The sequence below is a fragment of the Halorubrum sp. AJ67 genome (genome assembly GCF_000513435.1).
Genome location: NZ_CBVY010000001.1, coordinates 235,384 through 253,827, shown reverse-complemented (window position 1 = coordinate 253,827; position 18,444 = coordinate 235,384). Strand labels below are relative to the sequence as shown.

26 protein-coding genes and 1 pseudogene are annotated in these 18,444 nt (G+C 56.4%); 19 read left to right on the top strand and 8 right to left on the bottom strand.

Annotated features, from left to right (window positions below; genetic code table 11):
• Positions 1-15 precede the first annotated feature (15 nt).
• The 5 genes from BN903_RS15420 to BN903_RS01305 form a co-directional block, all read right to left on the bottom strand.
• Entirely contained in the window at positions 16-819 is an 804-nt protein-coding gene (locus BN903_RS15420; protein WP_079890532.1) for a LamG domain-containing protein, read from the bottom strand.
• Positions 820-929: 110 nt separating this feature from the next.
• Positions 930-1,670: a hypothetical protein gene (locus BN903_RS16225; RefSeq protein ID WP_154017971.1), complete on the bottom strand. Its 741-nt coding sequence runs from the start codon at positions 1,668-1,670 to the stop codon at positions 930-932.
• 79 nt (positions 1,671-1,749) lie between these two features.
• Positions 1,750-2,541 (bottom strand): LamG-like jellyroll fold domain-containing protein, encoded by a 792-nt coding sequence (locus tag BN903_RS01310; RefSeq protein ID WP_079890531.1) that lies wholly within the window; start codon positions 2,539-2,541, stop codon positions 1,750-1,752.
• A gap of 260 nt (positions 2,542-2,801) precedes the next feature.
• The gene (locus BN903_RS16220; protein WP_154017970.1) at positions 2,802-3,437 is read right to left on the bottom strand and encodes a hypothetical protein; all 636 of its coding nucleotides are present in this window, start codon (positions 3,435-3,437) and stop codon (positions 2,802-2,804) included.
• 91 nt (positions 3,438-3,528) lie between these two features.
• Positions 3,529-3,963 (bottom strand): TRAM domain-containing protein, encoded by a 435-nt coding sequence (locus BN903_RS01305; protein ID WP_048075983.1) that lies wholly within the window; start codon positions 3,961-3,963, stop codon positions 3,529-3,531.
• Between the two features lie 139 nt (positions 3,964-4,102).
• On the opposite strand from BN903_RS01305, the gene BN903_RS01300 reads away from it, so the two are divergent.
• The 4 genes and pseudogenes from BN903_RS01300 (at position 4,103) to tmk (ending at position 7,501) form a co-directional block, all read left to right on the top strand.
• Entirely contained in the window at positions 4,103-4,645 is a 543-nt protein-coding gene (locus BN903_RS01300) for a hypothetical protein (RefSeq protein WP_048075982.1), read from the top strand.
• Between the two features lie 167 nt (positions 4,646-4,812).
• Positions 4,813-5,646, top strand: coding sequence for a hypothetical protein (locus BN903_RS01295; RefSeq protein WP_052334881.1), 834 nt, complete (start codon positions 4,813-4,815; stop codon positions 5,644-5,646).
• On the top strand, positions 5,643-6,869 hold the full coding sequence (locus tag BN903_RS01290) for a hypothetical protein (RefSeq protein WP_048075981.1): 1,227 nt from the start codon (positions 5,643-5,645) through the stop codon (positions 6,867-6,869). Before BN903_RS01295 ends, BN903_RS01290 begins: the two co-directional genes overlap by 4 nt.
• Before the next feature lie 2 nt (positions 6,870-6,871).
• Positions 6,872-7,501, top strand: a pseudogene (gene tmk, locus BN903_RS17820) (dTMP kinase).
• Positions 7,502-7,513: 12 nt separating this feature from the next.
• Here tmk and BN903_RS01280 read toward each other — a convergent pair.
• Entirely contained in the window at positions 7,514-8,044 is a 531-nt protein-coding gene (locus BN903_RS01280) for a dihydrofolate reductase (protein WP_048075980.1), read from the bottom strand.
• 94 nt (positions 8,045-8,138) lie between these two features.
• On the opposite strand from BN903_RS01280, the gene BN903_RS15095 reads away from it, so the two are divergent.
• Positions 8,139-9,599, top strand: a complete 1,461-nt coding sequence (locus tag BN903_RS15095) for a DUF6610 family protein (RefSeq protein ID WP_154017969.1) — start codon at positions 8,139-8,141, stop codon at positions 9,597-9,599.
• A gap of 109 nt (positions 9,600-9,708) precedes the next feature.
• Here the strand turns inward: BN903_RS15095 and BN903_RS01270 are convergent, their stop codons facing one another.
• Positions 9,709-10,593: an IS1595 family transposase gene (locus tag BN903_RS01270; protein ID WP_048075979.1), complete on the bottom strand. Its 885-nt coding sequence runs from the start codon at positions 10,591-10,593 to the stop codon at positions 9,709-9,711.
• Positions 10,594-10,691: 98 nt separating this feature from the next.
• Here BN903_RS01270 and BN903_RS15090 point away from each other — a divergent pair, with 98 nt between their 5' ends.
• The 8 genes from BN903_RS15090 to BN903_RS01230 all read left to right on the top strand — a co-directional run bounded on the left by BN903_RS15090 (position 10,692) and on the right by BN903_RS01230 (position 15,404).
• Positions 10,692-11,159: a hypothetical protein gene (locus BN903_RS15090; RefSeq protein WP_052334877.1), complete on the top strand. Its 468-nt coding sequence runs from the start codon at positions 10,692-10,694 to the stop codon at positions 11,157-11,159.
• Positions 11,160-11,161: 2 nt separating this feature from the next.
• Complete coding sequence (locus BN903_RS01260) at positions 11,162-11,521, top strand: hypothetical protein (RefSeq protein WP_048075978.1); 360 nt, start codon at positions 11,162-11,164, stop codon at positions 11,519-11,521.
• On the top strand, positions 11,518-11,784 hold the full coding sequence (locus BN903_RS01255; protein WP_048075977.1) for a hypothetical protein: 267 nt from the start codon (positions 11,518-11,520) through the stop codon (positions 11,782-11,784). Before BN903_RS01260 ends, BN903_RS01255 begins: the two co-directional genes overlap by 4 nt.
• Positions 11,777-12,145: a hypothetical protein gene (locus BN903_RS01250; RefSeq protein WP_048075976.1), complete on the top strand. Its 369-nt coding sequence runs from the start codon at positions 11,777-11,779 to the stop codon at positions 12,143-12,145. Before BN903_RS01255 ends, BN903_RS01250 begins: the two co-directional genes overlap by 8 nt.
• A gap of 14 nt (positions 12,146-12,159) precedes the next feature.
• A complete protein-coding gene (locus tag BN903_RS01245; RefSeq protein ID WP_048075975.1) occupies positions 12,160-12,717 on the top strand; it encodes a hypothetical protein in 558 nt (185 codons plus the stop codon).
• A 38-nt stretch (positions 12,718-12,755) separates the two neighbouring features.
• Positions 12,756-13,625 carry a DNA adenine methylase gene (locus BN903_RS01240; protein ID WP_048075974.1) on the top strand — a complete coding sequence of 290 codons (870 nt, stop codon included), beginning with the start codon at positions 12,756-12,758 and terminating at the stop codon, positions 13,623-13,625.
• A gap of 85 nt (positions 13,626-13,710) precedes the next feature.
• Positions 13,711-14,037, top strand: coding sequence for a hypothetical protein (locus tag BN903_RS01235; protein ID WP_048075973.1), 327 nt, complete (start codon positions 13,711-13,713; stop codon positions 14,035-14,037).
• The gene (locus tag BN903_RS01230; protein WP_048075972.1) at positions 14,034-15,404 is read left to right on the top strand and encodes a hypothetical protein; all 1,371 of its coding nucleotides are present in this window, start codon (positions 14,034-14,036) and stop codon (positions 15,402-15,404) included. Before BN903_RS01235 ends, BN903_RS01230 begins: the two co-directional genes overlap by 4 nt.
• On the opposite strand, the gene BN903_RS01225 is transcribed toward BN903_RS01230, so the two are convergent.
• Positions 15,401-15,703, bottom strand: a complete 303-nt coding sequence (locus tag BN903_RS01225; RefSeq protein ID WP_048075971.1) for a hypothetical protein — start codon at positions 15,701-15,703, stop codon at positions 15,401-15,403. The two genes, BN903_RS01230 and BN903_RS01225, sit on opposite strands and share 4 nt — an antisense overlap.
• Positions 15,704-15,817: 114 nt before the next feature.
• On the opposite strand from BN903_RS01225, the gene BN903_RS01220 reads away from it, so the two are divergent.
• The 6 genes from BN903_RS01220 (at position 15,818) to BN903_RS01195 (ending at position 18,440) form a co-directional block, all read left to right on the top strand.
• On the top strand, positions 15,818-16,063 hold the full coding sequence (locus BN903_RS01220; RefSeq protein WP_048075970.1) for a hypothetical protein: 246 nt from the start codon (positions 15,818-15,820) through the stop codon (positions 16,061-16,063).
• Positions 16,064-16,205: 142 nt separating this feature from the next.
• Positions 16,206-16,688, top strand: a complete 483-nt coding sequence (locus BN903_RS01215; protein ID WP_195155670.1) for a hypothetical protein — start codon at positions 16,206-16,208, stop codon at positions 16,686-16,688.
• A 62-nt stretch (positions 16,689-16,750) separates the two neighbouring features.
• Positions 16,751-17,128 carry a hypothetical protein gene (locus BN903_RS01210; RefSeq protein WP_048075968.1) on the top strand — a complete coding sequence of 126 codons (378 nt, stop codon included), beginning with the start codon at positions 16,751-16,753 and terminating at the stop codon, positions 17,126-17,128.
• Between the two features lie 122 nt (positions 17,129-17,250).
• Positions 17,251-17,529 carry a hypothetical protein gene (locus BN903_RS01205; protein ID WP_048075967.1) on the top strand — a complete coding sequence of 93 codons (279 nt, stop codon included), beginning with the start codon at positions 17,251-17,253 and terminating at the stop codon, positions 17,527-17,529.
• A 396-nt stretch (positions 17,530-17,925) separates the two neighbouring features.
• Positions 17,926-18,168 carry a hypothetical protein gene (locus BN903_RS15415; RefSeq protein WP_154017967.1) on the top strand — a complete coding sequence of 81 codons (243 nt, stop codon included), beginning with the start codon at positions 17,926-17,928 and terminating at the stop codon, positions 18,166-18,168.
• Positions 18,165-18,440, top strand: coding sequence for a hypothetical protein (locus tag BN903_RS01195; RefSeq protein WP_048075965.1), 276 nt, complete (start codon positions 18,165-18,167; stop codon positions 18,438-18,440). The genes BN903_RS15415 and BN903_RS01195 overlap by 4 nt, the downstream gene beginning before the upstream one ends.
• Positions 18,441-18,444: the final 4 nt, after the last annotated feature.

The following is an 18,444-nucleotide window of genomic DNA, read 5'->3' as shown; positions in this document are numbered from 1 at the left end:
TGACGTGTAACGGTATCAATTGATTCTCCCTGTGTTGTAAAGGTTGAAAATTTCCGTGTCGCTGAGAGCCTTGCTGTAGATACGAACGTCATCAACACCCATCGGTATGTCACGAGACGACCTGTACTTCTGATTCCCGATACAGAACGGGTCGTTGACGCTCGTCACAGTAATATCATTTGACACATCCGGTCCAGCCGCAAGAGTGCCATTGAGATACATCCTACCTTCGTTGTCATCGAATACACCAACCGCGTGATACCATTGACCAAGATTTATTGATACAGTCCTTGAGCTAGCATGTGAACCATTAGTTTCACACCGGAAGCGGATGCTAGAATTGTCACTGTGCGTGAACCCCCATCCATCATCATTCTGCGTGTGCATGGCGATGGATGAATTAAACGACCGTATTGAATCGTATTTTACCCACGCAGCGAGAGTCATGCTGTTCAAACCTTGAACTTCGGTAATAGTTCCACAGTTCACTTCCCCGTCACCGTTGAGATAATACGCCTCGTTTGTACCGTATGTCTGATTCGCGCCGCTGGTACCAGTCGAAACCCCTGTAGAGATAGAACCATCATTACCTCCCCAACTATCAATCGCGGCCGAACCGCTCGTGTCTTCGTTGTCAAACGTCCACCGCGAGACACCGCTATCGGGTGCTTCACCGTCCTGTGTAGGAGCACGGCCCACCAACCCATCAGCAGTCACGCCAACGTTCTCGGGAGCCCCCGCATTCCAGTCCTCCTCATCCGCCCAAGATGCTTCCTCGCGACCGCGCCGATCGCTAATGAACCGGCTCTCCCCAGTCATACTCGAGGTACCTTCCACTGTGAGTTATACATTCCGGCCAACACCGGGTAAGCTCCAACCAGGCGCGACAGTATCCATCCCGACCAGATCCGATAGTAAGCCACGACAGGTCACCGGTCAAACCCTATCGAATCTATATTTATGCCCCCACTGAATTCGCGAGGTGCAAACCCCACAAACGGACATGAGGCTGTTGGAGAAAACGAATCCGAATGGGAAAGCACAGAGCTTCCATCGACGACGAGGTCGATAGTAAACGAGCTAAAGTCACCGTTGAAATCTATCTCGACTTGCCGCGCTCCGCTTCCAAAGTTGAACGGCACCTGCACTTCACGTCTGAACTCGGTCCCTTCCCTCATTTGGATGCGCCACTCCTGGGCATCCTGGCTGTAATGGACCTCAATCGAGTTTTCAGCAGTGGCATACTTTCCAACGGCTGTCCCATCCCAAAACAGCGCAATCACAATCTGCTGTCTGTCCCCCGCGAACTCAATCATAGCGTCGAGTGAACACGGATTCCCATTTTGGCCGTCTTGAACTTCATCCGCTGTTCGGAGATATGGCCTATTGTCGCCTCGCCCGCCACCTCTGAGCTCAATTTGGTTGTTCCGTTCCGAGACGGATCCACCAGAGACTATCACTTTGCGCCAGATAGAGGTGTCAAAAACACCATCATCAAAATCGTCGAAGACAGTGTACTGTGCATCACCCTCCGCAAAGTGTGGAGAAAGGCCCCCACCAGCTACAACAACGTTCTCAGAGACACCAGCGTTCCAGTCCTCCTCATCCGCCCAAGACGCCTCCCCGCGACCACGCCGATCGCTCGTGAACCGACTCGATTCATCTACCATACAGCCCACACCCCAGAGAGCGGCGTTAGATGCTCCGACCAACTCACTACCGAAAACCCATCCATCGAGTAGCACAGAGTCATCCGTCGATTCTCCCCGTGTTGTAGAGGTTATCAACTTCCGTGCTGGAGAGTTCTTTAAAGTAGACCCGCGGGTCGTCTATGTGACCCTCCCAGAACTGAATCCCAGCGCGCGAATAACTCGCGCCGATGTCGCCCTCTGCGTGTTTGTCGTTTGAAAACCCGTTAAAAATCGCATCCTGTGTTCTCCTGTTCCCGTTCTCATCGTAGAACCAAACACGGCAATACCCCTCCGCTTCGTTCCACGCCCCTGCTACAAACAGCCACTGACCAGCTGTACCCGTCATTACGTTATTTTTCCACCCGTCAACGGAATCGTGATACTGGACACCGAACTCTTCAGAGGCCTTTCTGAGGGCGGGCTGTCCGTATCCTTTCAGGTTGTTTATGAACTGCTGTCCCTCCAGATTGTCTGCTTTAAACCACGAGGTAAGTGTGAACTCAATCTCAGAGGGAATCTCGATTCCATGGTTCTGGTAGGACGATCCATCGTAGTAGGTGCTGAAATCCCCCACGGCGGAATCCGAGGACCACGTTGCCCCGTGATTCGTTGCGTCATTATCATTCCAGCTGTCGATCGAGACAGAGACATCACCCCCACTGTCGAAGTTCCACCTCCCGACCCCGCTGTCGGGCACCTCACCAGCTTGAACAGGAGGGTCAGCCACTAACCCACTAACCGTAACATCAACGTTCTCGACAGTGCCAGCATCCCAGTCTGCTTGGGCAGCCCAAGACGCCTCCTCTCGAGTACGCCGATCGCTCGTGAACCGACTCGATTCATCTACCATACACTAACCTCCAAGCACGCAGTATTAGCCATTCTGGTCACGTATGTAGGAGATCCCAGCATCAGACATCAGACCTCGGGACGAACAGCTCTCAGTGCTTTTCTCTCAGATTCACCATATGGTTCATCCCGGAATTCGAAAAAGCCAGCATGATAGTTCATGTGCCTACGAATACTCCCAAAGGAGTTTTCGGCGTAAAATGACATACCAACTGTGACTGAATATTTCGTGTGGTCAAATCCTTGATCCCTTCTATTATTTTACGAAGTCTCGTTCGTCATATCATCAACATAGAAGTCAATTTCCGATGCAGAATTCCCTCTCTTATTTATCACCACCAAATGGACGTCTCCGTCTACAATACCAGTCTTACACGCCACTTTGAGTTCATTGCCGTTACCATCTCTGACAAGGACGTTCGGTTCACCCAACCTGCCTACAGCATCATCTTGATACAACGCAAAACACCCACCGCCATCAGTCGACGCGAACCAAGTAGATAGGTCCGTTTTATCAGCAGTTTCAACCGTGAAGGCCACCCCGAACGTTTCATTTTCGGGGATAGTTTCTGGCCCATTCGCCAGCCCGTAATCATCCGAACCATCCCCGGCCACGGACTTGACCCCATTGCTAAATGTTGAGGGAGAGAGGCCATTGGCAGACATCCCAACCGATGAAACACCATCTGTCCATGGGGTGGCAAAGTCATCAGCGGTCCATCGGTAGACTACGCTGTTGGATGTCTCATTATTTTGAGTGGATAGACGACCCACCAACCCATCTTCCGTCACATCAACGTTTTCCACGGTACCAGCTTCCCAATCCGCTTGGTTGCCCCAAGATGCCTCTTCATGGGTCCGCCGATCGCTAGTGAACCGGCTCGATCCGTCTGCCATATGTACTACCATTCCTGAGTCGGGTAGATAGAGATACCGGTCAACACGCCGTATTAGAAGCACTACTGAAGTTGAACCCCCGAATCGCTACTCAGACACCTGGGTTAACACGCTTTACAACATCAGCGAACCCTACTGATTCCAGCACCGTCTCGACTCTCACGACAACTCGCTCGCCGATATCCACATCAGAAATCATCAGCACAAACCCATCCACGTAGGCGATCCCGTCACCTTTCTCACCAAGCGACTCGATTTTGACTTCATACGTCTCACCCTCAACGACAGGCTGCTGATCCGGATCAGCGGGCTGTTTAGCTTGACTGTCTCGCTCTCCTGTCTGTGGCTGCGTGGACTCCACATCTGTGGTCTCTTCAACCCCGATCAGGCCGACACGGTGGGCTTCACCCACAGCCAGATCTCCCTGTTCAACTTCTGACGACGGGATCGAGACCACATATTCACCATCTTGCTCCTCAACAACCCCCGTAAAGAGAGTACGAAGCGAATCTGAGATTTCAACCATACCCCCATTCAGATGGACTTGGGTAAAATAACACAGGGTCTGAGGACACAAAATGGCCACACGCAGGGATTCAGACACCTATCGAGCAGTAGACCTTCCTCCCCGAGTGAGTTTTTAGCCCCCGAGAAGTTGGTAGAGGATGAATTCAGAGACTCATGCGGATGATCCCGCAGATGTAGCGACGGCGCTTCGAAACATCAAGCGCCACACCGTGGGGTACGGAGAACGCTACCCACAGCCAGACACCGATCACTTCGTCACCGAAGACACAAACGCGAACGGCGGGGTTCATCACCAGAACCAATCGAACGAATACGGGTACGACCTCACATCGTTCGGGAGCGGTCGCCAAGGCGTTCGGAACTTCGTTGCGGTCCTCGACGCCGGCAACCTCGATCCCGTCGACGACTACTACCGGGTCTTCAGAGACATGGGCCGGGGTGTCGATATCGACTATCGCGATCGCTTCGTGTTCGTTTGGGCCAACGAGGGAGCGATGGTCGTCTGTTCAAACAACCCGATCACTGGCGAGGCGAACGGCCCGAACATCAACAACGAGCAAGGCGGCGCAGGCTACGTTGGTGTCGCTGGCGACACGCCGGCCGTCGACGACATCATCGAAGCCATCGACCAGCACGGAACCACAAAATCCGGAAGACGGGAAGGTAGCCTGTTCTTCTGACCCCGAGTGAAACAGCGTAAGGCCGTTTCTTTTCCAGCCCGCGATCAGAGAGTACAGTTCGTGTGTTCACCACCGATAAAGCGGAGCTTCAGTCTCTGTAGAGTCGGTTTCGCTACGAAGCAAATCCGGATCTGCCACAAGCCAATCACCGAATCTGCCACGACCCAATGACAACCAGAATCGACTACCGAATCACCGATTTCACCGAGATAGCCGACGAGTTTGCTGGCCAAGCCAGTCTCGTCCACCTAGACTCACCGTGGGCGGCCCCAGCTCGGTATGGTGGGCGTGGTGTAGATTATCGCACCTGGCCCATCACCGAAGATGCGCTCTCCGACTTCCCTGAAAGCGAGCTCGACCGCGACGAGATCGACACGACGCGCTTCGTGAGCGAACTGATCGATGTCGCCATGGACTGTCTCGAAGACGGCGGCTGGCTCATCGCAGACGGTGACTCATACGCGGCCCCCCGGATCGAAGCGTATCTCCGAAGCGAATACGGCGAGGCTCGGATCAACGACCAGAACGGCCGTCCGTACACGGGCGGAGGATTCAGGAAACAAGGCCGAGTCTGCTACCACACAAAATCCGGCGAACCGGACTGTTCCACGACCGGGAAGTACGGTATCGAGGCGGGTTATCCGATCATATTCGCGACAAAGGGCGAAACCGACCGAACGCTCCCTGAATCAGTCTGGCAACCCGCCCGGCACCCGCGGTGGAACGAACCCACAGAGGAGTACGGACAAGGCACAGTCAAACCAGTCTCACCGTACCGTGTTTGGATGGACGCCCTCGTCGAGCCGGGTGAGCTTGTCCTCACACCGTGTGCCGGCTCAGGCCCCGCCCTGATCGCCGCCGAGCAGCTGTGGGACACCCAAGCTCGCGCAGTCGGCATCGACGTCACCGACACCGCCAAGCAAGCATACGAGACACGGCGAAACGCCGTCATCGCACCGGATCACCAGGAAACACTCGGAACTATCTCGGATCACGCATGAGTACAACCACTACCCAGCCCCCAGACGGACAGCCCATCGAAGACCGCCCTGCGGAACTCGATGCTTATTGGCCGAGCCGAATCGAAAATGACCGAATCTGGTACGGCCACCACGTCCTCCCCGGTTCCCGATTCGTCTGCCACGAGACAGAGACCGTCTACACCGTCACCGACATCGAAAATAGCGGCGACACGTTCACACTCGCCCCTTGCCACGAAGCAAACGGACTCTCAGACGGATTCTCTGACCCGGACCTGCCAGACCATTTCGTCGACAACATCTGTGACCTCGCCGGAGCGATCGAAGCCGGCGACCTCACGCCGCTTCCAACTGGCGTCCTGAAAACCGTCGGTGAAACCACGTACTTCAGCGTGGGCGACCTCACCGTCGCGATCGACGTCGACGCCACAGAGACCACGCCGCTGTTAGAGCAACTGGACCCACCCAACGGACCGGTCGCGACCGACATCGCGAAGATCGCACCGACTCTCGAGAGTGTAGACGCAGAACCCACGCTCTTTGGACCGCACGACGCCGCCACACACCCGGACGAACCAACGAGTGGTTCTGGCCACGAATACACCGAAAGGCGACCACGCGGCGCACAGGCGGTCCCAACACATTTCGTCCCTGTACAGCCGTTCAGTAAGTGGACGTTCGAGGACAAGACCATCCGGGACTGGATCGAGAGTTCATTCGAGCCGGGCGAAACCATCCTCAACGCCTGTGCCGGGCAGACGGAGCTTACCCCACCCCCCGGAGGCAAAATCCTCCGTAACGACATCAGTGGCGAACGCCCCAACCTCGACTTCGAGATGGACGTCGCAGAGCTCGCAAGCCACCCCGACCTCAAACAGGGTAGCATCGACCGGGTTGTCTTTGACCCCCCTTGGTCTTTATATCAGGCGAACCTCAGGTACCAAAATAACATGGTATCGAAGGACGACACGCATGATATCGACCTCACAACCCTCCCGTTCGAAACTCCTGGCCCGGAGGAGAAGACACAGATTGGCCACTCACGACTCGCTAAAGAGGGGTTCGACTGGCTCCTCAAACCGGGCGGTGAGGTTCTCGAAATTACGTTCCACGGTAGTTCGATGCCGTCAAGGCTCGGATACGAGCGCCGAGAGCGACTCATCTTCGATCCGCTGGGCGAGGGGAAGTGCGTAATCGGGAGCCGGGATCAGAAAGTGCGAAGGTCTTTGGCCGATTTCTTCTGAACATGACTGGACGATTCATTTCAATCGAGGGCGTGGACGGCGCTGGCACGACGACACAGGCCCAAGCTGTCGCCGACGAGCTCGTCGAGCGACACGACGGCCTCACCGAAGACGACACCCTCGTCACCGCAGAGCCAACAGACGGCGAAATCGGCAGGCTGATCCGGACGGGTCTCGCCGGAGACATCGAACTCAGCCAGCAGGCACTCGCACTTCTCTTCGCCGCTGATCGAGTAAACCACATCAAGACCACCATCGAACCGGCCCTCAACGACGGGAAGACCGTCATCACGGATCGCTACTACCTCTCCTCGTATGCGTACCAGTAGGAAGCGGGCTCGCCTCTCGATTGGCTTCAGACCATCAACAAACACGCGCTCACACCCGACCTGACTGTCTATCTCGACGTCGACCTCAACGAGTGCTTCAACCGGATGGGCGACCGGGACTCGACGGACATCTTCGAAGAGCGTGAGTTCCTCGCCAAGATACAGGCGAACTACCACACGACGATCGAGGCGCTCGCAGAGCAGGGAGAACCACTCTCCGTCGTCGGGGGTAACCACGCAGAAGAGATTGTTACAGACGCCATCATGGACGCGATCGCTGACGCGGACTCCATCTCACTGTAGGCCAGCCGCGCGTCACACGGCGCGATACTCGACAAAATCGTATCTTCCGTGCCCCTGTCGGGATACCTCAGTCCAGTCCCCCGCAGTTATCTCAGGGAACCGGCTCTCACCGTCAACCTCCATGTGAACTTCGGTCAGCAACAGCATATCTGCCATCGGGAGGAGCTGTTCATAGACGCTAGACCCACCAGCAACGAAGCATCGACCGACACCAGTCTCATCAGCTCGGGCTTCAGCAGCGGCGATCGCGGAATCCACATCGTGGACGGTAACTACGGACTCCGGGCCGCCGACATCGGAGGAACTCAACACAACGTTAAATCGTCCTGGTAGCGGCCCACCAAGGCCGTCAGCGATGTTCTCGTAGGTCTTTCGCCCGAGGACGACGGGGTGACCCATCGTCTCGGCCTTGAACCGCTCCATGTCCTCCGGCAGGTCCCACGGGATACCCCCGTCGCTCCCGATGACTCCGTTTTCCGCGACTGCGGCGATATGGACCCATTCACACTCCGCCCTCCTCGCATTCACTTTGTCAGTGGACATTCTACCTACTCTGATGACACAGAGCGCCTACAAATAGGTTCCCGCCCCGCTCGTGGTTTTTAGCCTCCGAGGGCAGCTTGTAGAGTGATTGTAGATGAGTAGTAGCCAAGCAGGATTAGGTGATTACGGCGCGACCGTCCCCGAGTCGACCACCGAGTCTACCTACAACAGCACCCGACCAAAGCTTGGCTTGGAATCGACACCGACGAGTGAGCCGCTTCCAGAGACCATCCGCGAAGCTCGCAACGCCGACTGGGTCGTGTTCACCGGGCGCTACCCCTACGTATTCGACGCCGCCCGTCTCGGGTTTGGCATCGGCCACCGTGAAGACTCGTCGTATCAGTGGATCCCCGAGGAAGTCTCGCTCCCGGTCCACTTTCTCGATAACGAGTATCTCGACGCCGATCTCAACCGATTCGTCGACCGCGTGTTCGAGTACGAACCTGAGATTGCGGTCGTCGGCGACATCTATGACCGGGGCTCGCTCCGGGAACACATCGATGCGGCCAACGAAATCTGGGGCTCATGCCCGGATACGAACATCATCATCGTCCCCAAATGCGAGGGCATCCTCCCGGACATCCCAGATCAGTTCGTCCTTGGTTACCCGAACGGCTCATCGCCGATCCAAGCCACAGATATCGCGACGTACGACGAGTGGCGATCGGTCGAGAACAGGATCCACATCCTCGGGGGGACGCCGCTCACCACCCACGCTGAAATCGTCAATCTGACCCAAGAGAGCATCACCGGGAAGCCACCTGCCGACATCGTCGGCGTTGATTGGAACGGCTATCAGCGATACGCCGAAGACCACGGCGACTACGCCGCGGCCAACGGCGGGTGGCACCGTAACCTCAGAGACCAGTACCCGCCGAAGAGAGACCTCATCCGGTACTCTCTCTTGAACGCGAAGCACTACTGGATCACCCACGGCGTGTGGCCAGACACCGACCCGACAGATATCCAGACCCGAAACGAACTCCTCACGGCCGATGCTGGCGAGAGTATCAGACTCAATACAACCTCCGACGCGCGTGAACTCTTGCTTTCTCCACCGCCACATACCGAGCGGAAAGCACAACCCATCTACCGGACGGACGACACCCAAGCCACCATCATCGAACCGCTCTCACCGATTGCCGCACTCTTCTCTAATCTCAACTGGACGCCCGATGGGGCACTCTCCGGCTCGACTGAGTACACGACGCCGAGAGCACACCACATCGAACCGATCTGCCCCGGATGCGGGAATCACATCTTTCACCGAGAGACCGAACGAGAGTCCTCGGCCGATACGGCACAGGTCGTCTCCTACGAACACCAGATACAGGACAACCCCCGAAACTACGACTCGGTCCCAAACAGCGGCGAACCAGCTCTCACGACAGACCGAGTATTCCCAGCAATCCACTGCTACTGTTCAGATGCCTGCCGAACTCATACAGAAGGCCGTTCCCCGGACCTCCTCTTGGATTCAGCACACACCGGAGCATACGGCTGGCCCGACGGGAAGCACATCTGTACGCTCACACCTGCCGACGAGCGTCGTTGACCCAAACCATCTCCAGCAGTCCGAACGACCCCCAGAGAGGTTTATATGACCCGAGGGGAGGTGAAGGAGTCTTAGAAAGAACGCTCTTGTGGCGTAGATTGTTGGTGAGTCATAGCGCAGTTTCGAGGATGGTTTTGAGCGCTTCTTTCCCCGGTTTGCGGAACACTTCACGACGGAGCTGAAACGCTCGGAGATATGGTGTGAGTCTGTCTTTAGAGACGCCTCGATGTGGCGAGAGCCACCGTCGCGCCAGCGACGCGTGGCTCTCGCAGGTGTTCACGTGAACGTCTCCATCAACGTACTCACCGTCACCGTGGACGACGTATTCACGAGTGAATGCGTCGTCCTCCTCAAGCGGTTCATAAGCCCGAAAGCCGTCAGTATAGACGGTCAACGACTCCTGCTGGCGGTCGGCCAGCAGGAGTCGAATCCGCGATTCGGTCGCGGTTTTCGCCGGGACCACGTATCGCTCACCGCTGCCACGATCTGCGAGAACAAATACAGGAGGCTTGTCCTCAGCGAATGTACCACGCCCACGCGTGGACAGACCACGCGAGCGCGACCAGCCGTCGCGCTCGCGGCCCTTGAGCCCCGCCTTCACATAGAATTCGTCGATCTCAACAGGACCTTTGAGATGGAGTCGAGGTGCGTCCAGCGCTCGTAGGAAGCGCTGGACGCGCCGATAGACCGTCTTGTACGAAACGTCAATCTCTACGTCTAGCTGCCTGAGACTCGTGTTGAAGCGGATATAGGTGTAGACTGCGAGAAACCATTTTCTGAGTGCCACCGCAGAATGTTCGAAGATCGTGCCGGACTGATCGTTGAACGTGCGGTCGCAATTCTTACACAGATACCGCTGAAACACGCGATAGCTGCCGTACCGAATCACAGATTCGCCACGGCAGCGCGGGCAATAGACGCCGTCGCGCCAGCGAACCTGCTGTAACAGGTTCGCGGCGCGACGCTCCGAGACGAACGTCTTGATAGGGAACATCGTTCGTCGGGTGACGCGGCGCGTCACCCTTGCCTGCTGTGACTTCCAGCTACTGCTGAGAACTGACCAACAATCCTCTACCCAAGAGCGTAGAAAGAATGTTGACCGAATCCAGCAAACAGTACACTGTAGCAGTCGCAGAGAAGGTCAACGTCTCTGCGCCGAACCCGGAGAAAGCACTTCGGGAGGTAAGCCGGGTGACTGGCCTTTCAGAACAGCGCCTCTCCATCGAAGCCGTCGAGGACGTCGACAATATTGACGGCCCGTACGTAGAACTGGAGTTCACCCCCCAAGAATGGATCCGGGGCCGCGCAGAACCGGTCGAAACGGAGGGTAAACGTTCGTGGCTCGTCCCGGTCGAGGACGCGGTAAACGACGAAGGGGTGCTGATCAGCCCGACCGACTTCGAGGCGGACGGGCTCAAGGACCACGAGCGAGCGCCGTTCTGGGTCCAGAACTGGTCCGGGCCGTTCAGCATCAAGATCATCGACATCGGCGGTATCCCGACCGATCTCAAAGAACTCCTCTCGAACGGAGAGCCCGTCGACGACGTGCTTTACGAGTAACCATGTACCTCAAAATCCTCAAATCAGACGGATCGGGCTTCCTCGAAATATTCGGTGCGAACGACTTCCAAGCCGAAGGCGAGGGCAGCATCCGACTCTGGTTCGGAACCGACTCCGCAATCGATGGTGAGAAGCGACACAAAGATATCAGCGGATACGTCATCAGTGCCGTCGACGAAGCGTCGTACAACTACCAAGGCGCATACGAGACCATCGGGGATATTGGCGTCTCTGAAGAAACAGAGTTGCTCGTCGTCAGCTCGCCGAAGTACCCACAGATCAGCAAGGCCGCTCACACCCTCAAGAACGAAACCGACTACATCGGGGACTTCGTCTTCGTCTCTGACCAAGCAAGCGCATGACCACCGACAAGGTGACGTACACGATCGAGTCCGGAAGCATCGCGATGCGCGAACACGTCGCCAACCTCATCACCGAGATAGGCAACAACACCCCCGTAAGCGTCGACACCAGCACAGGAGACACAGGGGTGACCGCAACAGTCATCGGAGATGGCTACGAACTCCCACTCATCGAAGACAGCATCCGAACGTCGCTACCAGCAAGTCTCCAGATAACCGACACCGATGTCACAATCGGAGCTGATCGCAGCGCCGATGTCTAACGACGAGACAGTAACCATCCGTGTGTGGAGAGGGCGACACCGCGACTTCGATCGCGACCCTGACGAAACACACGAAGTCTCCTGTCACGATGGAGAGCGGTGGAGCGCCGAGACAGTCCAGATAGACGGCACCAATAGCTGTGGCTGGCTCGCGTTCGACCTCGTCGATCTCCCGGAAGACATGGAGACGGCCACACTCTTCGTCCACGAGAACAACTCTGGACACGAACACCCACTCAATACCCGTGCGGTAGAGCGCGGTCTCGTTTTCGACGGGCGGCCCTACAAGCCCGGAATCGATCCGCCGTGTTTCCTCCTCGACGGGGAAGTCGTCGCTCACGTCGCCCGCGGTTCGCTATAACACCAACTCAGACCATGACCGAATCAACCGAGAGAACAGAGGCTGGAAGCAATGGCCTATCGCCAACCGTCCAGAAAAGCCAGCGGTCGAGCAGAGACGAGATCGTCATCCCCGAACGGCCAGCCGACGGCCTCGTCGACGGCGAATCCATCCCAGAGACCTGGGCACAGTACGGCCAGCACATGTCGATGACGCGCTTCGATCAGCGCATGTATGCGGCGACTGTCAAGGAGGACGGCGACGAAATCCTCATCAAGTACATCCACCCGACCAACCCCGACCCGATGGTAGTCAGTTACGACGCGGTTGAGACGGAAGCCGGGAAGGTCGCCCCAGAAGAACTCGTCAACATCGTCGAGCTCGCACACCGGCTTGGGAAAGACCCCGAGGAGATTACGAAGTGCAACCTCAAGCGCAACAACGTCGATCCGTTCCCCATCAGTTTCGGTGTGGGCTACGTGAACCGAGACGCCGACCTTGACGAACCGACCACCGCCGAACGCGAGCTCATCTGGTCGCTCCACGGAGATTACCTCCGAGACAAGACCCTCTACACCCCGCCGGCAGAGTAACGAATCCCCAGAAGATACAGTCCACTTCACAAGGCCAAATGACGGATCCAATTTTGAAGTGGGCAGGCGGGAAGCGTCAATTGTTATCGGAGATTACTGGCCTGTTCCCGACGACATACAACGCATATCACGAGCCATTTATTGGAGGCGGGGCGGTTTTCTTCTACCTCAATCCTAGCAAAGGGACAGTCAACGATCTCAACTCCCACCTCACTACGCTCTACGAGATCACCCGCGACCACCCGGCAGCACTCATCGAAGAGAACAGGACCCACGACCACTCGAAAGACTACTACTACGAAGTGCGGACGGAATTCAACGACTTTCTCTCAAAACAGAACCTGACTACACAGGACCGCATTCGAGAAGCAAGTCTCCTCATATACCTCAATCGAACGTGCTTCAACGGCCTCTACCGGGAGAATAACGACGGCGAATTCAACGTCGCATTTGGCGACTACACGAACCCCGACTGGGTACAAGAACAGCGGATTCGCAAAGCCTCCCGCAGACTCCAAGGAACAGCGATTTACAACACAGATTTCGAATACATCGTCGAGACCGCCGAAAGCGGCGATCTTGTATATTTTGACCCTCCCTATCAACCAGTCTCGAAGACAGCCGACTTCAATTCGTACCACGCAGAGGGGTTTGACCGAGATGACCAGCGGCGATTGCGGGATGTCGCTGTTAAACTCTCCAACCAGGGCGTCTCGGTTGTCATCTCGAATTCCCCGCCCGTCGTGGAATTATACGAAGATTTTGAGTCCTTCTCAACGACATATGTAGGAGCCACACGAGCGATTAATAGCGATGCCAGTAGTCGTGGTGAAGTCGATGAGGTCCTGATCACGAACGTCCAAAACGAGGACCGCCAGCGAAAAACACTCGCGGATTTCACCCGGTAACGACACATTAGAGCCTCGCTCAGACGGACACGAACCCCCACAGAGAGAGTTTCTGACCCTCGAATAGAGTAGAAGGTGAATTGAAATGAGTAAGTCGTTCTCCGACGCAGATTGGGATCAAGGGACCCCCTTCAGGGTTCTCGCAGACCTCGGGTTCTTTCCGTACTCCGGGGCTGACGGAGACCTGTTCCGTAAGCAGGGCCTCGCAGGCTGGCGTGTCTCTGTATACACTCAATCACTCGTCAGGATCCAAAAGAAGGGTCGGAAGTTCCGCGGCCGCAACACGTGGAACACCCGCCGACAGTGGGAGGCAGAAGACGACGAACAGTTTAGCGAAGAAGCCATCTCCGAATTCAAAGACGAACTGTCCCACCTCATCAACCACGGTGAACTGAGGCCAGAATCAGAATGAGCGATCGACACGCCAGCATCGACCAGCTGCTAACGGGAGACGGGATCACTACGGAATCCGAACTTCGGAGCGCAATCTGGTGTGGGGACCCGCGAGTATTCGAGAACCACGACGGCAAAGCGATCACCCAAGCAGCCAAGCACCTCACGTGGGATGGCTTCGATTTTACCCGCCTGGACGTCGACGATCTCTCCCGGCGTTCTCGGGTCCTCGAGGAGGTGAACAACACCGCCCTCGCAGTCCTAGGCCCAGACGGCAACGTCTACCAGTTAGGCGACACGGTGCGCGCAGAAGTCCAGAAGCCACGACACGGTTGGGGGCGAAGGCCGGACCCCGACGAAACAGCCACTTACGAAACGGAACTCACACGGGTGAGCGAACTCGGCGTCTCGCTTTCGTTTGACCCGACCTACAGCAATTCATCGGGGAAGAGCGCCTCTGCGAAGCCCGGCCGGGACCCACTGGAACTTCTCTCGCGAAGTGATCTCGGTGAGTACAGAGAGCGGCTAACAGAAGGGACCGACATCGACATCCCCGAGGAAGTCAACGGCTGGACGCTCTCGGAGACCGACGAATACGACCGCGACACCAACCACCTCCAGAACAACCTCATCACGAAGATACAGTGGTGTAACGGCGAGTCGACGTATATCACGGCGAAATGGCGAGGCGGGTACAACTGTTGGTATCTCACTGCCCCCATCCCCGGAACGCTCACCGACGCGAACCAAGGTGAGAACGACTACCTGTACGAGATTGACGTCCCGCAGCGAGTCGTTACCAGCCAAGAGATCATCAGCCTCGCCGTCAAGGCCATGGAGTCGCTCAACCCGGCGCACTTCCAGTCCGCATACGACCTTCGAGACGCCGATGAGATCGACAGCCTGCGGGATCAGCGATACGGACCTGCGCCCGTCAGCTTCCCAAAGCAGCTCGGCGACTGGACGCGAGAAAGCATCCACCCGTACGAGGTCGTCTACGCGAACAGTCGTGAGATGTGCCCGTGGGACGGCTATCAGGTTAAAATCGACATGCACGGCGGCGTCATCGTAAAGAACGAAGCAGATAGCGTAGTCCACGATCGCCGACTGGTAGAGCGTTACTTCCCGAACGGCGAGCCGTACCCCGCGAACATCGATACCCACGACTACGTCGGAGAGAGCCGCGATATGTTCGACGAGAACTGGTACTACGGGGTCGCGTTCATGGCCCAATCCTCGAAAGCACGACCGGATCACACCACGCTCGAAACGCTCGAGCAGCACACCCCAGCCGACATCTCACTCATGACGTTCGATCACGGGCTTTCAACGAACGCTACAGAGTCGCAGGACAGGGAAAACGGGAACCTCTTCGCGTACAGTTAGTTCGACTCGATGATGACGATGGGGTCAGACTCGACGAGGCCACCAAGACCAGCCTCAGATAGCGTCGTCGCCAGAAGCCGGGAGTTCTTCGTGTCCAGCCCCTGAATGGTCACGGACGGCGACTGTGTCTCCTGTTCGATGGTGGTGAAGCCCACATTGTTGACTTTCACTCCCGCAAGCCCGATGCCCTCTCGAAGCTCCTCAACAGCCTGTTCACTGAATCCAAAGAACACGAGCTCGCACGCATTGTCTGGCCCCAGACTATCCACAGCAGCACTATCCGCGCTCGATTCGCTCATACAACTACCGCCGTCACAGCAATCAGGTATAGCAATTCCGGTCAGATCGACATCCAGAATCCATCCAGAAAAAAGAGTTTGTGACCTCCGATGGATGGTGAGAGGTATCCAAAAATGACCCTAGTAGAACCAGCAGAGACGTTCGAATTCGATTACTGGCGAAGCGTCGTCGACGAACTCAGCCTCGAAGACGAATTCGAGGCTGTCACCGGCACGCCGTTTAACGAGGACTACACGATCGAGATCTCAGAAGGTATCCTGATCGAAGAACTCCTCGAAGCAGCTGAACAGCGGTTCATCCTCAACGTAGTCCACCACAACCCCAACCCCTACACCATACTCCTGTTAGACGACGACTGAGTGCCCGAGCGCAGGTGGGCACCACGAGTCAGTTCCAACCAGCAATCACCATAGGCGTTCCCGTCAACTACCACGCGAATCCCCCAGAGACAGGAAGGAACGGGAAAGCCTACATATAGTAGTGGTCGGAATCAGTATGCAGATGGAAGACGCCGAAGCAGAAGCGGAGACAAAAACCAAACCAAAGGGTGGCCGAGATCGCGTCTCGCACAAGCAGTTAGAACGCTGTAGTTGTGGGCCGAGCCAAGTCGAATCTGTTAGCTACGGCCTCCCAGACGACTCCTTTATCAGCCTCACACGGTGCCTCAGTTGTGAAGGACTAACCGACTGGACGATCCGCAAGCACGAAACGAAGTTTAACCGGGACTCTGACGAGCCTCAAGAGACTCCAAGTAACGATCCTGAGCCAAAGACAGACGAAAACACCACCGACGCACCTGATCTCGGCGGCGTCTCTGGATTCATTTCTTTCCTCGGTCGAGAGACGATCGCGCTTGTGATCGTAGGTATCGGCGTCACGATTTTCGCGGTCCAGTGGGGCTTTACGATGCTCACCGGAGCAATTGCGTTGCTCTCATTTCTCGTCATCCTCCCACTGCTCTATTTTACCAACAGCGAATACTGAACCGACCGTTGCCTGCCTAAGAGGTGGTTTTCTATCCATCGAACGGAGTGGATTATAGAAAAATGTCCGCAAGAGACACCCCCGAACCAGAGTGTATCGAAACGAGTGAAACCACCAGTCCACACCAAACTGACATTCAGCTGGTCGCCGATCGACTCGCTCGAAACGGCATCGAAGTGATCAACACCGAGCCGGAATCCAACCCGCACCTCGAGGTCGCTGCCTCAAAGGACCAGATCGAATCGATACAGGCCCTCCTCGAAGACACAGAGACAGATCAGCAGTACCGAATCATCACCTCCGAGGATACGAACTCCCTTCGAGAGTGGCCCATACCGAACACTGGGCGAGAACAGCTCCGAACCGTCTTCATCACCCCTCAAAGTGAGGTCAGGTTCACCCCGAAACAGAAGGGCATATTACGTGCTTCCTATCTTTAGATGACGACAGCAATTTGCTGGAAAACTCTAACAATATCTCTCTTTTTGAGTGCTTGTGCGTTGATATACTAACCAATTCGATAGTAAACTTTAAGTCGGGTACTTGTGTATAGTTATACGCAATGGCAGGGGAGAAATTGTCCATTGAGGAGAACAGATTCCTGCGACTCGGGACGCTTCCGGCGTTCTGTCCGAGTGAGCAGTGTGGCGAGTACCTGACGTTAGAGAACGCGACGGTCAAGACCGAAGGTGGAAGTCCCTTCCGGCTCCAGTGCCCCGAGTGCGAGGAGCTAATCGACCAAGCGTGTCCTGACTGTGGAAGCAAAGACTTCCAGATCGAAAGCGGAGTCGAAGAGTGCCTCCTGTGCGGTCACCTGGTTAAAGTCGAGTACCAGGTCTAACAGCGGCCACCCCACTTCTTCTCCCCTGTGGGGTCTGGCCGACACCCATCATCCCCTGCCACCCTTCCTCCCTGCCCCAGTCCCGATACAGAACTCACAGTTAGTGCGGGTGTTCGGGACCCGCCAGCCCGACTGTATCGAAGCGAGCTACTCTGAATCGAACTCAATTCGGCTCAGTTGAACTCTATTCGACTCAGTCGATCTGCGCTCGATTCAGTCGAAATTGCCACTCCCCGATTGGCTGAATCGAAGCGAGCCACACTGAACCGAACTCAATCCATCTCAGTCGAATTCTATTCGACTCAATCGATCCATACTCGATTCAGTCGAATCTCCACGCCGAGCGACCCGGTTGGAGAGTTTGTATCTCCCGATGATGGTGGAGGAGACTGAAATTTGCCGTTCCCACCACACATCAATCCGAACAGTTCGCGAGCGCCGTGGAACGCCCCACCGGCTCCGGAGTGTCCGGACTGCGAGCGAGTCATCCACGACGGACGCGATCACGAGGCCGACTGCCCACTTGCTGGCGTCGACGACGAGGAACTCCACCGCCAGCTCATCGAAGATGTCGAGGCCGATGCCGCAGAGCAGCGATTCGAACAACAGCGCGTCGACAACCACCGCCCAAACCAATGAGTGCCGAATTCATCCACGATCCCGAAGGAATCATCGTCTTTGCGGAACCAACCACGCTCCAGGTCTCATCTGGATGCGCCGAATCCACCGTCACCGCGACTGTCCTTCCGTTCTCCAAACGGAACGACGACAGCGTCTGGGCCGGTCCGGACACGTACATGATCCCCGAAGATGCTGACTTCACGGTCCTCGACGGGCTCGCCTCGCTGTCGGCGACCGACGCCGAGACCGTCGACGTCGGCGACCGGCTTGAGGCGGCCGAGCCCAACTGAGCAG

Bases quoted from the DNA above. Each gene is read 5' to 3' on its own strand.
- BN903_RS01295 (WP_052334881.1), top strand. From the start codon at position 4,813: ATGACAACCAGAATCGACTACCGAATCACCGATTTCACCGAGATAGCC.
- BN903_RS15420 (WP_079890532.1), bottom strand. From the start codon at position 819: ATGACTGGGGAGAGCCGGTTCATTAGCGATCGGCGCGGTCGCGAGGAA.
- BN903_RS01195 (WP_048075965.1), top strand. From the start codon at position 18,165: ATGAGTGCCGAATTCATCCACGATCCCGAAGGAATCATCGTCTTTGCG.
- BN903_RS15090 (WP_052334877.1), top strand. From the start codon at position 10,692: ATGTTGACCGAATCCAGCAAACAGTACACTGTAGCAGTCGCAGAGAAG.
- BN903_RS01245 (WP_048075975.1), top strand. From the start codon at position 12,160: ATGACCGAATCAACCGAGAGAACAGAGGCTGGAAGCAATGGCCTATCG.
- BN903_RS01230 (WP_048075972.1), top strand. From the start codon at position 14,034: ATGAGCGATCGACACGCCAGCATCGACCAGCTGCTAACGGGAGACGGG.
- BN903_RS01250 (WP_048075976.1), top strand. From the start codon at position 11,777: ATGTCTAACGACGAGACAGTAACCATCCGTGTGTGGAGAGGGCGACAC.
- BN903_RS16225 (WP_154017971.1), bottom strand. From the start codon at position 1,670: ATGGTAGATGAATCGAGTCGGTTCACGAGCGATCGGCGTGGTCGCGGG.
- BN903_RS01220 (WP_048075970.1), top strand. From the start codon at position 15,818: ATGACCCTAGTAGAACCAGCAGAGACGTTCGAATTCGATTACTGGCGA.
- BN903_RS15095 (WP_154017969.1), top strand. From the start codon at position 8,139: ATGAGTAGTAGCCAAGCAGGATTAGGTGATTACGGCGCGACCGTCCCC.
- BN903_RS01290 (WP_048075981.1), top strand. From the start codon at position 5,643: ATGAGTACAACCACTACCCAGCCCCCAGACGGACAGCCCATCGAAGAC.
- BN903_RS01240 (WP_048075974.1), top strand. From the start codon at position 12,756: ATGACGGATCCAATTTTGAAGTGGGCAGGCGGGAAGCGTCAATTGTTA.
- BN903_RS01300 (WP_048075982.1), top strand. From the start codon at position 4,103: ATGAATTCAGAGACTCATGCGGATGATCCCGCAGATGTAGCGACGGCG.
- BN903_RS01310 (WP_079890531.1), bottom strand. From the start codon at position 2,541: ATGGTAGATGAATCGAGTCGGTTCACGAGCGATCGGCGTACTCGAGAG.
- BN903_RS01270 (WP_048075979.1), bottom strand. From the start codon at position 10,593: ATGTTCCCTATCAAGACGTTCGTCTCGGAGCGTCGCGCCGCGAACCTG.
- BN903_RS01205 (WP_048075967.1), top strand. From the start codon at position 17,251: ATGGCAGGGGAGAAATTGTCCATTGAGGAGAACAGATTCCTGCGACTC.
- BN903_RS01260 (WP_048075978.1), top strand. From the start codon at position 11,162: ATGTACCTCAAAATCCTCAAATCAGACGGATCGGGCTTCCTCGAAATA.
- BN903_RS01235 (WP_048075973.1), top strand. From the start codon at position 13,711: ATGAGTAAGTCGTTCTCCGACGCAGATTGGGATCAAGGGACCCCCTTC.
- BN903_RS01255 (WP_048075977.1), top strand. From the start codon at position 11,518: ATGACCACCGACAAGGTGACGTACACGATCGAGTCCGGAAGCATCGCG.
- BN903_RS16220 (WP_154017970.1), bottom strand. From the start codon at position 3,437: ATGGCAGACGGATCGAGCCGGTTCACTAGCGATCGGCGGACCCATGAA.
- BN903_RS01280 (WP_048075980.1), bottom strand. From the start codon at position 8,044: ATGTCCACTGACAAAGTGAATGCGAGGAGGGCGGAGTGTGAATGGGTC.
- BN903_RS01210 (WP_048075968.1), top strand. From the start codon at position 16,751: ATGTCCGCAAGAGACACCCCCGAACCAGAGTGTATCGAAACGAGTGAA.
- BN903_RS01215 (WP_195155670.1), top strand. From the start codon at position 16,206: ATGGAAGACGCCGAAGCAGAAGCGGAGACAAAAACCAAACCAAAGGGT.
- BN903_RS01305 (WP_048075983.1), bottom strand. From the start codon at position 3,963: ATGGTTGAAATCTCAGATTCGCTTCGTACTCTCTTTACGGGGGTTGTT.
- BN903_RS01225 (WP_048075971.1), bottom strand. From the start codon at position 15,703: ATGAGCGAATCGAGCGCGGATAGTGCTGCTGTGGATAGTCTGGGGCCA.